Origin of the sequence: Thiorhodococcus minor (genome assembly GCF_010820565.1) — a bacterium.
Taxonomy (GTDB): domain Bacteria; phylum Pseudomonadota; class Gammaproteobacteria; order Chromatiales; family Chromatiaceae; genus Thiorhodococcus; species Thiorhodococcus minor.
This window is the reverse complement of the sequence record NZ_JAAIJQ010000026.1, coordinates 22675-36796: the sequence shown is the minus strand read 5'-3', so window position 1 is coordinate 36796 and position 14122 is coordinate 22675. Positions and strand designations below refer to the sequence as shown.

At 67.9% G+C, this 14122-nt stretch carries 14 protein-coding genes; 4 read left to right on the top strand and 10 right to left on the bottom strand.

Annotated features, from left to right (window positions below):
- Window positions 1-233: 233 nt before the first annotated feature.
- From G3446_RS10630 to G3446_RS10585, 10 genes are all read right to left on the bottom strand, one after another.
- On the bottom strand, window positions 234-749 hold the full coding sequence (locus G3446_RS10630) for a JAB domain-containing protein (RefSeq protein WP_164452812.1): 516 nt from the start codon (window positions 747-749) through the stop codon (window positions 234-236).
- 248 nt (window positions 750-997) lie between these two features.
- Window positions 998-1750, bottom strand: a complete 753-nt coding sequence (locus tag G3446_RS10625) for an N-6 DNA methylase (protein WP_164452811.1) — start codon at window positions 1748-1750, stop codon at window positions 998-1000.
- A gap of 109 nt (window positions 1751-1859) precedes the next feature.
- A complete protein-coding gene (locus G3446_RS10620) occupies window positions 1860-3665 on the bottom strand; it encodes a VWA domain-containing protein (RefSeq protein ID WP_164452810.1) in 1806 nt (601 codons plus the stop codon).
- A 118-nt stretch (window positions 3666-3783) separates the two neighbouring features.
- Window positions 3784-4827, bottom strand: a complete 1044-nt coding sequence (locus G3446_RS10615; protein ID WP_164452809.1) for a DUF3150 domain-containing protein — start codon at window positions 4825-4827, stop codon at window positions 3784-3786.
- Between the two features lie 76 nt (window positions 4828-4903).
- Window positions 4904-5248 (bottom strand): hypothetical protein, encoded by a 345-nt coding sequence (locus G3446_RS10610; protein WP_164452808.1) that lies wholly within the window; start codon window positions 5246-5248, stop codon window positions 4904-4906.
- Window positions 5245-6201: an AAA family ATPase gene (locus G3446_RS10605; protein ID WP_164452807.1), complete on the bottom strand. Its 957-nt coding sequence runs from the start codon at window positions 6199-6201 to the stop codon at window positions 5245-5247. The genes G3446_RS10610 and G3446_RS10605 overlap by 4 nt, the downstream gene beginning before the upstream one ends.
- Before the next feature lie 387 nt (window positions 6202-6588).
- Complete coding sequence (locus G3446_RS10600) at window positions 6589-7680, bottom strand: YqaJ viral recombinase family nuclease (RefSeq protein ID WP_164452806.1); 1092 nt, start codon at window positions 7678-7680, stop codon at window positions 6589-6591.
- A 90-nt stretch (window positions 7681-7770) separates the two neighbouring features.
- A complete protein-coding gene (gene bet, locus G3446_RS10595; RefSeq protein ID WP_164452805.1) occupies window positions 7771-8706 on the bottom strand; it encodes a phage recombination protein Bet in 936 nt (311 codons plus the stop codon).
- A gap of 97 nt (window positions 8707-8803) precedes the next feature.
- Window positions 8804-9319, bottom strand: a complete 516-nt coding sequence (ssb, locus tag G3446_RS10590; protein ID WP_164452804.1) for a single-stranded DNA-binding protein — start codon at window positions 9317-9319, stop codon at window positions 8804-8806.
- 23 nt (window positions 9320-9342) lie between these two features.
- Window positions 9343-9546 carry a hypothetical protein gene (locus G3446_RS10585; protein WP_164452803.1) on the bottom strand — a complete coding sequence of 68 codons (204 nt, stop codon included), beginning with the start codon at window positions 9544-9546 and terminating at the stop codon, window positions 9343-9345.
- A 554-nt stretch (window positions 9547-10100) separates the two neighbouring features.
- Here G3446_RS10585 and G3446_RS10580 point away from each other — a divergent pair.
- From G3446_RS10580 to msrA, 4 genes are all read left to right on the top strand, one after another.
- The gene (locus G3446_RS10580; RefSeq protein WP_164452830.1) at window positions 10101-10652 is read left to right on the top strand and encodes a YaeQ family protein; all 552 of its coding nucleotides are present in this window, start codon (window positions 10101-10103) and stop codon (window positions 10650-10652) included.
- Window positions 10653-10814: 162 nt separating this feature from the next.
- Complete coding sequence (locus tag G3446_RS10575; protein ID WP_164452802.1) at window positions 10815-11426, top strand: NAD(P)-dependent oxidoreductase; 612 nt, start codon at window positions 10815-10817, stop codon at window positions 11424-11426.
- Window positions 11427-12038: 612 nt separating this feature from the next.
- Complete coding sequence (locus G3446_RS10570; protein WP_209262347.1) at window positions 12039-12359, top strand: M90 metallopeptidase family protein; 321 nt, start codon at window positions 12039-12041, stop codon at window positions 12357-12359.
- Between the two features lie 427 nt (window positions 12360-12786).
- Entirely contained in the window at window positions 12787-14043 is a 1257-nt protein-coding gene (gene msrA / locus G3446_RS10565) for a peptide-methionine (S)-S-oxide reductase MsrA (protein ID WP_164452800.1), read from the top strand.
- Window positions 14044-14122: the final 79 nt, after the last annotated feature.

The following is a 14122-nucleotide window of genomic DNA, read 5'->3' as shown; positions in this document are numbered from 1 at the left end:
CCCGTCCCAAGTGCGCCGTTGATCCCCAACCAGCGCATCGACGCATTACGTTGGATGGTAGCGTACCGGGTTCTGGGATGCCGACGACGGAACGAAGGCAATCTGGGTCCGGCCTACGACTTCCCGTGCGTCCCAAATGAATACGCCACTAGCCCCCGTGGGGCCAGCGGCGCGCAACTGCAGAGAGGTCGACTGGAGAGGTACTCCAAACGCGCCCCCTCGGGCTTCTGCGGCTAGAGCATCCCTCGCTCCGCCAAGGAGGTACAGGTCTCTCCGACGATGAGGTGATCCAGCACCCGAACGTCGATCAGACTCAGGGCGTCCTGAAGACGCTGGGTGAGGGTCCGATCGCTCGGACTGGGCTCGCTGATACCACTCGGATGGTTGTGAAATATGAGGCACGCGCCGGCATTGACCGTTAGGGCCTGCTTGACGACTTCACGGGGATGGACCGTCGCCCCGTCGATGGTGCCGCGGAACAGCTCCTCGATAGCGAGCACCCGGTGTCTGTGGTCGAGCCAGATCACGCCGAAAACCTCATGCTCGAGCGTGCCGAGGCGCAACTGCAGATAGCGCTGCGCCAACGCCGGCGAGGTCAGCGCCTGAGGGTCCTGGACGCGGCGCATCCGGCGCTCCAGGATGGCCATCGCCTGACGGATGAGCACGTCTTCATCCGCGCGGGCGCGGTCGATCGGGATGGTGCCTCGGGCGACGAGGTGCAGGGCGGGTGTCGTTGTTGCGGTAGGCATGCTTTTCTCCAGAGCACAGGGGAAGACGCATGCCCCCACGTGAGGAGTCGATACGCTCCCCAGGGGATGATGGATGGCTGGATGGCCAGCCGGTGGTGCGCGGACGCTTGATGGATCGCCTCCGCAGGCGATAGATGCCAGCCCAGGACAACCATTGAAGCCTGTCCGCTCGACCGCTCGGGCTTGGACGACCGAGTGGACAGGCTCCGGGGCGAGGCCCCGGAGTCGTGTGATCACCTCCGATCGCGTTAGAACAAGCTGAGCTGCTCACCCCAGCACGCGGCTGGGGCCGGGCTGGAGGACGCCGTGGGCGACTCGGGCGGGCGGATCGGGGCGACCGGCACTAACTCGGAGTCATCCCTTTGGGGCGCGCTCCGGACGGCCACCAGCGTCTCGAACAACTCACCGGTCAAGGCATTGCCATGGTCGACCCGCAGCTCGCCCAGTGGACCATGCACGACGGCGTTGGCGAGCAGTTGGGTCGCCGTCATGGCCGCGCAGAGCGGGTCCAGATCGACGGCGGTGAGCGAGAGCCGACTGAGCGCAGTGCGGCCGTGCCGCTTAAGCACGACCTGGCAGAGTGCGAGCAGCATCACACCCGAGCCGGCTGCGGGCTCCAATACCCGGATCAGGGTGTCGCCGGCGCTCAGCCGGTCATTCAGATCAGCCAGCTGAAGCTCAGCCATACAGGTCGCCACCGCAGGCGGGGTGAAGAACTGCCCGAGCCAGCGTTGCTGACCCCGGGAGCTCAGCTCCATGTAGACGGACCCCAAAAGGTCCGTCCAGGGATGCTCGGCCACCAGGGAGGCGTAGGTGCGGCTGAGCTGAAAGAGCCGCTCGCGGCGCTCCTCGTCCCAGGGCTGATCGAGCCGCCGGCCGAAGCCGGCGAGCACGTCCTGGCAGAGAAATGTCAGCCACTCATCGGGCCGATAGCGGCGCCCGCGGTTGGCGAAGGTTTCGAGCTCGCGCGCAAGGGCACGGGCAGGAGAGTCGTGGAGCATGGAGCGTTCCTCGTCGAAGAGGGACGCCCCCATGGGGAAGCGTCCCCATGGGGTGAATCCGGCGGGTGCCAGAATGGTTGGTGGGATTTGGAAGAGCGCGCCGAGGCGCCTAGACCAGCAGCCGCTCGGCCAGGCCGAACAGGGCCGGCTTGAGGTCGTCGACCGCCTCGATCACCCGGCTGTGCCGGAACAGCGCCGAGACGTCGTGCTGGATGCCAAGCGCCGGCATCTCCAGGCCCGCCTGCTCGCACTGGGCGATGACCGACAGGGCCAGCGCCGGGTCATCGGGCTCGCCGTCGGTCAGGGTCAGGATGAGCCGTCGAGGCTCCGGGCGCAGCAGCAGATCCGCCGCCGCGAACCACAGCCCCTGAGCCAGGGGCGTATTGCCACTGGGCGATTGGCCGAAGGCCCCCGCCCGTCCCGCCGGAGACTGCCCATGCCGGAGCAGACGGGTGACCGTCGTCTCATCCCCCGACTCGCCCGGAAAGGCGGTCACCGCCACTGAGACACCGGGGAGACGCTCCAACGCAACGGCCAGAGCCAGTGCAGCATCCAAGGCCACCCGATAGGCCCGCAGACCGGACGTCACCGAACGCGACATGGAGCCGGACAGGTCGACCAGCAGATGCACGGCGGTGTTGGGCGTCCTGCGCAAGGTCTTCCGTGCGAACAGCCGCCCCTCCCCGACCCCGGCGTGATGCAGCCGGTTGGCGATGAGCTTGCGGCCTCGATCGGCCGGTAAGGGCCGGTCGAGCCGGCTCGCCTGCACGAGACCCTGGAGCCGGGCGATGAGCGTGCGCGAGGTCGCCTGAGCCTCGGCGAGTAGGCGCTGACCCTGCAGCGAATCGGCTTGCGCCTCCTCGGCCGCTGGCAGCAGCAAGGGACCGGAGTCTTCAGCCACCGCCTCTCTCAAGAGGCGCCGGGCGGCCTCGAACAGGTCGCCGTCCAGGTCGTCCGCCGTCGCCGCGAGGGCTTGGCGGACTGGCTCGATCGGGTGCTCAGTCTCGGACTGGCCCGAAGCGCTGCTGGCGTCCGTGCCGCCATCGGCGGTGTCACGCCTCGACACATCATCCGGACCGGGCTCGGCATCTTCCGGCGCTGGACAACCTTCTTCGGTCGTCGGATCTTCCCTGGCACCATCGATTGGGCTGGCCTGGGCTTCGTTCGCGGCGTCCGTCTCTGCGGTCTCTGGATCGGCTCCAGCAACACCCTGCCCGGCCGCCGCATCCTCAGTCTCGTCCGAGTGCGGCGAAGCGCCCTCACTGGCTTGCGTCGGCGGTGGTGGCGTCTCGGCCTCTTCTTCGAGCAGCGCCTCGATCTGCGCGGCCAGCGCCGCGGCCTCAGCGGTGCTCACGAGCCCGCCGACCCGGCTCATCAGGCCCAACAGACGATGGACCAACGACGCCGGGAAGGTCTGACGCAAGACGCGCTCGGCCTCCGCGGCCTGCGGGATCAGCGCTTGCTGGCCCAGCTCCCGGGCCCGCAGAGCGAGCAGCAGAAAGCCGGTCAGAATCCGCGCCGGATGCGCCTCGGCCTCGGGGACCTGAAGCTGCCCCTCGGCCAGCATCCAGTCGATGACCTGCTCCAGGGTGGCGCGGGTGCCGGGATAGGATTGCCGAATGGCCCGCTCGATGCGGCTGTCCTCCAGGATGTTGAGTAGATGTTGACGCAGCGGTGAGGCCGCGCCCGCGCTCTGGAAGACCGCCATATCGGTATGGCGGACATGACTCGCCTCGTGGGCCAGCAGACCCCAGGCAACCGGGCGCAGGGCCGAGGTCGCCGGCAGGTCCGGCAGCCAGATGGTCTGCCCGTCAGTCTGGGCCTGGCTGCCGCCCACGATCACCGCAACGCCGAACTTGCGCGCGAGCGCCGTGGCGACGATGGGCATGGCTTGATGCAGGGTCTTGGTGTGCATGCTGTCTCTCCGGTGGGGAGCACAGCCGCCCCCACCGGGGCGCGCTGCACCCCGATGGGTTGAAGACCACCGGCCGTGGCCGGCGGCGGTTGGATCGCCCCTCGTGGGACGGATTGGGTTAGAAGAAGCAGTCGATTGGCACGTCTTCGGTCAGGTTCGGGATCGCGACGTCCTGAGGCCCCGATGGTCCCCGGCTGGCAACGGCGTCCGCGTCTTCGTGGCGCTCCGCAGACAGGTCAGGGTCATCGTTCACGTCCAGCCTTGCGGTCGGCTCAGGACCGGCATCAGCCTCAGTATCAGAGGGGTCAGCATCGGGATCGACATCGCCCGCGAGACGCCCCGCGCCATGCCGGCTCAGCCGTTCCTCATCACAGAGCAACAGCCAAAGGCCGAAGCCCTCCTGGAACAGCGCGCCGCTGATAGGTCCGCGTCTGGGCACCCGGCTCAGAAAGCCCTCGACCAGCGCCAGGATCGGCCCGATCCGTGCGTCGACGAAGGACAGCACGGCGAGCTTCTCCTGAATGCGCCGGAAGGTGCCGAGCGCGCGCTGGGTCATGCTGTCCTTGCCGACCAGGCTCTTTTCCAATGACACGGCGATCTGGGCGACCTCGTGGAAGAGGGTGTGCCCGATCTCGGCAACATCCTCCGCCAGGGTTTCCCGGTGTCCCTTGGCGGGCTGGATGACCAGCGGGCGGTAGCGAAAGGCGAAGCGCTTGCCGATCGCCTCTGCAGGATCCACAGCCGCACGCAGCTGCCGCTCCCAGGCGGGGTGCCGGCCGATCCAGTCGGCGATCTCGCGGTCGTACTCGGCCAGAAAGGACGCAACTTCGCACTCGAACTCTCGCTTGAGCCCGTCGAGCACGCCGCTCAGGCCGTCCACCTGGTCATTGGGGACCAGATAGCCGCCGAGGAAGCGGGTGCCGACCTTGAGGCAGGCCCGCTCGGCCTGGCCCTTGAGGGTGTGGAAGACGCGCAGGGCGTCCGGGTTACAGAGGCGCTTACTGCCGAGCGAGACCAGCTCCGCGGACGGGATGTCTCCGGCGTTGAGCCCGAGGTCATCGGCGCGCAGCTTCTTGCGCCCGGACCAGATGCTCGCGGTCAGGACGATGAGCGACAGGCGCTCGGTCAAGGTGATGAGGGTGTCATCCAGGGTAGTCGTCATGGTGGTCTCCCGCCGAGCAGGCGCACCACTGGCCCCGATGGGTCTGTGGTCGCCCATCGGCTTGGTTGGTTGGCGATCAGAACCAGTCGTCGTCGATGTCGCTGTCGAGCGCGGACAGATCGATGTCCGGGCTCGGCGGCGTCGGGACGCTGGGGGTGGGTGGTGGCTCGGCTGGCTCGATCAGGCGTCCCTGCGCATCCAGCTCCCGGATGCCGAGCTCGACATAGCCCTTGGCGAGCTTGGCCTGGACCGTCCGCAGCAGCCGCTCGTAGCGGCTGGCGGGATAGATCCGGCTCTGCGAGAGCTGCCCGGCACGCCCCCAGCGCACTTCGCTGGAGCCGTCCTGACGCCTTCGCCAGGCCCAATCCTTGGCCGAGCCGTCGGCGTGGGTGTAGCGATAGCGCTGAAAGGGCTCGCTCATGGCGCGCTCCCTCCGCTCCAGAGGTCGCCCATCACATCGGCGGCGAGCCGGTGGATGGCCTCGCGCTGCTCGAGCTCGGCCCGCGCGGTCAGCGCCTGCTCCAGGGCATAGGCGATCGGCTGCGGCGCCCCGCGGAAGGTCAGCGCCAGGCGGGCCCAGCGCACCAGGGTGCGGGTGGAGAGCGTCACGGTCAGCTCGGCCCCCTGCTCGCCTTCGCCCAAGAAGAGGCGGCGGATCTCGTTGGCGACGGTGATCATCAGGCTCGCCACCTCGCGCGGCAGGCCTGGGGCACTGGTCTCCAGCACCCCCAGCTCGACGTCCGGGGGCAGATAGCCGACCTGCAGGACGCGGAAGCGGTCAAGCAGGGCCAGGTTCTGGCGCAGCACGCCCTGATAGAGCCCGGTGGGATCACCGGCCCCGGCCGAGTTGCCGGTGGCAAAGACCCGGAACCTCGGGTTGGGTCGGATGACCTCGCCACCGTTCTGGGCGATCACCAGGGGCTGGCCCTCGATCACATCGTTGAGCCCGGCCAGCTCGGCCGGGTCCATGAGGTCGATCTCGTTCACGATCAGCAGATGCCCCTCGCGCATCGCAATGGCCAGCGGGCCATGAACGAAACGGGTCGAGCCCTCGCAGAGCACGAACTGCCCGACCAGGTCGGACAGCTCCATGCGCCCATGACAGGCGACGGATTGGACCGGCCAGTTGAGCCGGGCCGCCACCTGGCAGATCAAGGACGTCTTGCCGCTGCCGGTCGGACCGGTGAGCAGGAAGGCATCGCCCCCGGTCTGGCGCAGAAAGGCCAGCACCGAGGAGAGTCCCTGGCGGAAGACATACGGAGTCAGGACGGGGATCTGCGGATGCCCGTCGTCGGCGAAGCCCTCGATGGTCAGACCCGCGGGGGCGCCAACCTTGAAGGTCTGGGCGATGTTGAAGCTCTGGGTGGTGCGCATGCGTCTCTCCTGCGAAGGGGAGACGCCGCCCCGGTGGGGAGACGAATCTCCCCGTGGGGTGGAGCCAGCACAAGCTGGCAGATGGTGGTCGGCTCGAGGCCGGGCGGGTGGTGCGCGGGGTCTTGGTGGATCGCCCCCGCAGGCGATGGACGGGCTCTCTAAAGAGTGAGCGCGTCGGAAAGGGCTGGCCGCTCAGGCTCGGGGGAGGCTGAGGGGCGAGACCTCTCAAGTCAGTGGTCAGTGGTCAGTGGTCAGTGGTCAGTGGTCAGTGGTCAGTGGTCAGTGGTCAGACCCGAGCGTGGTCCGAGGAGTTCGTCACTGGAGATGCTCGCAATCTCTGAACTCCAGGATGAGCCCTGCCCCCGATGGGGACAGGGTGTATGGTGGTCAGAAGTAGCCGATGGGATCGTGCTCGGGGTGGGGCTCAGTGGTCGGTCCGTCGACGGGGTCCGCCGCCGGCTCAGAGGTCGGGACTGACGAAGTCCACCGACGGCGTCGCGGCTTCTCAGTCGGCGCAACCGCCGGCTCCGTGCCTTCGTCCGCGTGCTTCAGCGTCACCCGCACCCGCGCGCTGGCGGGGCGGCGGTGGGTCTCCAGGACAGCCGGATCCAGGTCCGGCACCAGTGCCTCGAGGGCGGCGGCGTAGTCGACCGATCCCTGCTGGCGATAGCGCAGCACCCGCAGGTCGGCCTGGTCGGCGAGCAGGAAGTCGCCCATCAGTCCGACGAGTCCGCGCTGGGCCTCGGTCATCTCGGCCTTGAGGCCCTTGAGCTCGGCCTTGAGGACCTTGGCGCGGCGCTCGGCCGCGCGGTATTGCGCCGCTAGGCGCTCCCACTGGAGCTGTTCGTCACCGGTTGGGATGAAGCAGTCGCGCTGCGGATCCGGGGTCGGCTCCTGGCGTTTCCGCACCGCTTCGTGGAACGCGAGACAGGCCGGAATCAGGGTCTGCTCGATGAAGGCTGTGTCGCGCTCGATGACGAATTCCAGCGCCCGGGCGTTGGACCGGACCGGATCGAAGACCAGCCAGCCGCGCGCGGCCTCGGCGACGGCGAGCTGAAACTGCACCTGGACCCAGTAGAGCCCATAGGCCAGGCTCGCCTCGCCCCCGCGGGCCACGGCGTCCCAGGTCTTCTGCGCCGGCACCTTGAGTTCGACCGGCTCGTCGCGCTCGGTGAGCCCGTCGAAGGAGCAGCGCAACGCCGGATGGTCGGTATGCTCGGCACAGACCGGCAGCAGCAGGGTGTCGTGCCGCTCTTCGAAGCCCTGGCGGGCCGTATCTTCCAGGGCGATGCCGCGCTGGACGAAGGGGTTGTTGGACAGGTCGTCCGGGAGACAGAGTCCGGTCTTCTCGGCCCACAGGCGCCAGGGCGTCCGGTAGGGCGAGCGACCGAGGATGACTGCCGCCTCGGAGGCGGTGACGCCCTGGGCACGCCAGGCGAGCCAGTCGGGCGTGCGCTGGGAGAGGTTGACGATCTTCATGAGAGGCTCCAGTCGGTGGGCGCACCACTCCCCACGGGAGCGGTGTGCCGTGGGGGAAGTGCGACCGGACGGACCGGTCGGTTGAAGGGCTCAGGCGGCCTCGGCCGGCGGGTAGCTCTCGCGCTCGGCGCGGGCCAGCTCGGCCAGGGCATAGGCGAGGACGTCGCCTTGATAGCGGCCTTTGAAGTAGTCCTGGGCCGAGGCCCAGGCCCGGCTCTTGGCCGCGCGGAGCACCAGGCCCTCGATCTGGCTGAGGATGGCCTCGTCGACGTCCGGGACCACCGGCTCGGTGGCCTCAGGGGCGGCATCGGCGACGGCTGTGCCGGTCACCTCGGTGGGCGCCGTCGCCACCGTCATGCCGACCAGATCGCCGTCGATGGACTTTCCAGCCATCTCCTCGGCGGTGTAGCCCGCCTCCTCGGGAAAGGCGGCGCGCAGGCTGGCAGCCTTGGCGCACTTCAGCAGCTGACCGCGCGGGCGCTTGACCCACATGGCCGTCGGCAGCTCACCTCCGCCCATGCGGGCATAGGTCTCCTCCCAGAACACCGTCTCGGTGAAGGGGCAGCGTGCCCCGCCGATCAGACGGTAGACGGTCACCTCGCACCAGGCGGGAAAGGTCACCGTGACCTGCTGCTCCTGCCAGCTGCCATTGACCTTGGCGCTGCCGCTGAAGGTCCGGGTGGTCTCGGGGCCGAAGCGCGCGGGATCCATCCCGGCCCATTGGCCGGTGCGCGCGGCGGTGGTCTGGACCTCGGCGATGCCGGGCCAGACGGTCTCGACCTCGCGCCCGAGGCTGCGATTCCACATGGGCACGATATGCACCGGGCGCTTCATGACGTCGAGTCCGCGGGCCTGGCAGTAGCGCACCGCAAGTTGCACGCCCTCGACCGTGTTGGCCGAGGGGAAGATGGAGTCGACCAGGACCTGCCAGGTGGCGGGATCCAGTCCGAGCTCGGTGAGTGCCTGGGGCGGGATCGCCAGCCGACAGGCGGGGAGTGTGGTCAGCGTTGAGTTGGACTTGCTCATGGTGCCTCCGGATCAAAGGGGCACCGCTCCCCAGGGGGCACGGATGCCCCGGTGGGGTGAAGGGCCGACGCCGTGGCGTGGCCGGATGGGAAATCCCTTAGAAGGGGATGGGATCGTCGAAGTCGGGCGCACGCGAGCGCGGCGGTTGTCCGGCTGTTCTTCCGCGTCCGCGTGAGGGTGCCGGCGTACGCCGCCCGGATCCGGCCGTGGCCGGAGCGGAGGGCGAAGGGGCGCCAGCTGTGCTGGAGCGCTCCGCCGCGCCGGAGGGTTGGCTATCGAGCATCTGCAGGGTGCCGGTGACGTCGACCACCACTTCGGTCACGGACCGCTCACCGCCGTCCTGCGCCTGATACTGGCGCGTGCGCAGCTTGCCTTCGACATAGACCTTGGAGCCCGAGTGCAGGTACTGCGCGGCGATCTCGGCGACACCGCCGAAGAGCACCACGCGGTGCCAGTCGGTGCGCTCGCGGCGCTCGCCGCTTGCCTTGTCGGTCCAGGTCTCGCTGGTGGCTAATGAGAGATTGGCGACGGAGTCGCCGCTCGGGAGCGTTCGGACCTCGGGGTCCGTGCCCAGGTTGCCGATGAGGATCACTTTGTTGATGCCGCGTGACATGGTGTTGTCTCCGGTTGGGATGATCAGGACCGCAGGGGCGCGGGGCGCCGCTGCAGCGGCGTTTCCGCAGCGGGCGTGCGCGACCGCGCGAGCCGCTGCGCGGCACGCAGGAGGCGTGGCCAGCCGGGGAGCTGGGCGAAGGCCGAAGCGTGGCCATAGGTCGCCGCGCCGGTCGCGAACAAGGCGACCGTGCGCAAGGCACGGATGGGAGCCGCAGTGGTGTGCATGGGTCGTCTCCAAAAGGCCGGGAGACGCCCGCCCGGTGGGGAGGTGTCTCCCCTGGGGGTGGAAGGCCAGCCTGAGCTGGCGGATGGTGCGCGCGGTGGTGCGAATCGCCCGCGCAGGCGATGTCACGATCCCCGGTTCAGGCGATCGCGAAAACCACTGTCGTCTCGGCGGCGCGGATCAGGCGCGGCGAGACGGAGGCGACAGGGGTTTGGCGCGATCGATCAGGGAGTGAGTGCTGCGTGCGGGCGCACGTCGCTTGGAGAATCCCGACAGCCTGGCCGGGATCAGACGCCATCGATCGGCGCGTGCAAGACGCCATGAGATGGCGCAGGTGGTGCGCGGACTTGGACCTCCGCGGGTCGGTCACTGGCGCCAGAGACGCTGAGCAACTTCCTGGTTTCTAGCACGCGTATCGCGGTCGCGCAAGCTCAGCGATCGGCGGTCATCGTCATCACGCCGAGCCCGGGCAATGACCGTCGCCTTCGAGCGGCTGGGCATCCCGGTTACCATGGGCGGCCTGATTGACTCAGCCCTCCCCGCCCCAGGACAGCCCATGGCCCTCAAGGCAACCGTCTTCAAAGCCCAGGTGCAGATCAGCGATCTGGACCGGCACTACTACGAGAGCCACGCGCTCACCCTCGCCCGCCATCCCTCGGAGACGGACGCACGGATGATGGTCCGGCTCCTCGCCTTCTGTCTCTTCGCCGATCCGCAGCTCGCCTTCACCAAGGGACTCTCCACCGACGCGGAGCCGGATCTGTGGCAGCACAGCCTGAGCGGGGAGATCGAGCGCTGGATCGAGCTGGGCCAGCCGGAGGAGCGACGGCTGCGTCAGGCCTGCGGACGGGCGCGGGAGGTGGTGGTGATCAACTATGCGGGCCGGTCGGCCGAGCTTTGGTGGCAGCAGAACGCGGCCAATCTCGCGCGGCTGCGCAACCTGCGGGTGCTGAATCTCGACGCGGATGCGGTCGCGGCGCTGACCGGGCTGGTTGCGCGCAGCATGGACCTGCAATGCACGCTCGATGGTGGCCAGGTCTGGATCGGCAATGGCCAGTCTACGGTCGAGCTGACGCCGAGCGTTCGGCAGGCCCCTGACCATGCGTGAGCGCGTCCGACTCTTCCTGCGGCTGAGCAGGCTGTGCGATGCGCAGGTGCTAACGCCGGTCGGTATCGGCAACTCAATGCCCCAAGAGCCCCTCGCCTTTCGACTGCCCTGCCCTCACTGTCGGGCCGTTGATGTCCTCGACGGCAAACAGGAGACCCTCGCATGCACATCGCCCTCTTCGGCGCGACCGGCGGCACCGGCCGGCAGGTCCTGGCCCAGGCACTGGAGCAGGGTCACCGCGTCACCGCCCTTGCGCGCGATCCCTCAAAGCTCGCACCCCGCAGCGGACTGATGACGCTCGGCGGGGATGTGCTCGACCCGGCGGCGGTGGCCAGGTGCGTCGAGGGTGCGGACGCGGTCATCTGCGTGCTCGGCTCACATGGCCGGCAGACGCCCATCGAGGCGCGCGGGACCGAGCGCATTCTGGCCGCGATGCAGGATGCCGACGTGCGCCGACTGGTGGTCGTGAGCTCCCTCGGTGTCGGCGACAGCCGCGCGCAGATCGCCTGGCCCTTGCGTCTAGTGATGGACCTCATGCTGAAGCGGATCCTCGCAGCCAAGGCGGAGCAGGAGCAGCTGGTCATGGCGAGCGGGCTCGATTGGGTCATCGTGCGCCCCGGCGGACTGACCGATGGTCCCCGCACTGGGGCCTATCGCTTCGGTGTCGATCCGGCCCTCAAATCGGGGCGCATTGCGCGTGCGGATGTGGCGGAGCTCGTACTCCGCCAGCTGACGGACGACACCTTTCTGCATCAAGCCCCGGCGGTCACCTGACCGCGACGCGTACCTCCACACTGGCAATCGTGCTCCGACGGCGGCGCGGTGACTCATGGGGCGCCTTGCCGAGCCACTGGTCAGCCATTGACCGGCACACGATTTTCTCAATGCGGGTGGCGCGTTACCGTCGAATGACACAGGTTATCCACAGAGACACGCACGGGGGCTGGGGACAATCCCTTCCCAGGCGGCGGCCGGGTCCGCTCAAGTCTCGATTGACGAAGCCGGTTTCGGCGCTTGGGGACCGGAGTTTCCGGACAGGCTCAACCTCGGCTGTAGCAGCGTGATCCGGCGCCGATCCTACACCTACGCCGAGCTGAAGCCCCAGAACGCCCGGTTCTATTTTCCCGGCACCTGGGCGTCGGGCATCTAGTTGGTCGCAAGCTCACGCGGGCCGTCGGGCGGTCTTGGAAGGCGAGCGTGTTTGCAGCGGTGTCTGCTGCCAGGCTGCTTGGCTTAGGCGAGGTACCATCCTGATCAGCGGCGAACCGAGGGCGCGTGTCGCGCACAACGGCGCCGCGAGTCCGGGCGCTCGGAGAATGATCCTGTCTTCCATCCGCTCAACAACCGACGTCTTCGGCAACACTGCACGGGCAAGACACCGAATCGATGCATCAAGACGAGAAACGTCCCATGTCGATGCGCGACAAGATGCGCCTCACCTGGTTCGACCGCGGATCAGCCATGTTCGACGGAATCCTTGACGATCCCGATGGCTTCCCGCCACTCAACGACCGCGAATCGCAACGTGCCTGGCTCGCGGGATTCGGGGGCGCCTGGGCGGAGCTGCCTGAGGATCCTGAACGCGCTGATGATCCCCGCAACACCCCTCTACTTGATGTTCTCTCCCACAGATTGGCTGACCGCCCCGAGCTCTTGGCGCAATTGCTGGCAATCGGCCGGACGGCGACGGTCGAGTTTGTGGCTTGAGCGCGTCCTCCTAGTCGGCGGGGGAACGGAGGAAGCGGCCACTCGACCTGTCGACGCGAGCGGCCGGAACAAATGCAGACTGGTCGCTCGTCAAGAAATCCGGACTTCGCTACCCGCGTGCAGCCGACGCACCCATCAGCGTGATGAGTGTCAGCGATGGATGTCTTCAACCAGACCGCCGACGAAAACTGTATTCGGTCGAGAGTACCGCGGTAGCGAGATTTGGCCGATCCAGCGCGGATCATTCTGAGAATTCTTGACGGAATAACGCGAGCGCCAACAGCGGTGCTGCTGCCAATGGCTTGCGGGTGTAACCATCGGCGACCGCGCAGCGAATCTACAAGCCGATAGCCCGGCTGTGCCTGAAGCATCATCGCATTGGCGCGGGTCCTAGGTTTGAGCCCAACAAACCAGTGAAAGGTGCCACATGCAAAGACTCACGCGTTTCGTTTTCTTGAGCCTACTGCTCGCCGCGCCGCTTCCGGCGCTGGCAAAGACCGACTCCATCGTCCTCGGCATGGGCTGCTTCTGGGGCGCCGAGAAGCGCATGGCGGCCGTCCCGGGCGTCGTCGATGTCGAGTCCGGCTACGCGGGTGGAGACAACCCGCGCGTCGGTTATCAGGACGTGCTCGACCTGGAGAAACGCATCCGCCAGGGGCGCAGCGATGAGCGCAACCACGCCGAGGTGGTCAAGGTGCGCTTCGACCCCGATCAGGTGTCGCTCGACACCGTCCTGATCGCCTTCTGGGAGAATCACAATCCCACCCAAGGCGACCGCCAAGGCAACGACGTGGGCAGCAACTACCGGAGCGCCGTTTACTACAACAGCCCGGCGCAGCGCGCCTTGGCCGTCGGGACCCGTGACAGTTACCAGCGGGCGCTGACGGCCGCTGGATACGGACCCGTCACCACGGAGATCGCACCGCTGCGCAATTACAACCGCGCCGAGCGCTATCACCAGGACTACCTCAAGAAGAACCCGGACGGCTACTGCGGCCTGGGCGGCACCAAGGTCGCCTATCCGGGCCAGCCGCAACAGGTCGAGCCCACGGCGCTGGAGGCCGCGGACCTCAGCCGGGAGCGCCAGCTCATTGTCTTCGAGGCCGAGGACTGTCCGTTCTGCCAGCTATTCCACGAGGAGGTCCTGGACGGCTGGTCGTCGGAGGTGCCCATCGTAGCCACCTTTGCCACCAAGCCGCCCCAGCGCTGGACGCTGGAAAAGGCCCTGTTTGCCACCCCGACCATCGTCCTGTTCGAGGACGGTCGGGAGGTCTCGCGCTTCACCGGCTACAACGGCGAACGGGAGCGCTTCTGGCAATGGCTCGGCTACCGCATCCTCACCCCCGAGCAGCGGCGCATCGCCTTCGAGCAGGGCACCGAGCGCCCCTTCACCGGCTCGCATCTGGACGAGAAGCGCCCGGGTGCCTTCGTCGACCCGATCACCGGCGCTCCGATTTTCCGCACCGACGCCAAGTTTGACAGCGGCACCGGTTGGCCGAGCTTCTTCCAGCCGATCGAAGGCTCGGTCACGCTCCATGAGGACAGCTCCCACGGCATGCGCCGCACCGAGGTCCGCAGCGCAAGCTCAGGCATTCACCTGGGGCACATCTTCGATGATGGGCCTCCGCCCACCGGCGAGCGCTACTGCATCAACGGCAACGTACTGGTGTTCGTACCCGACTGAGCGGCGGTCCGACGGCCTTGGCGTTGGGAAAGGGGGGTGTTTCCAAGCCTCATGTGTCCCGGATTTTGAGGATCCACCC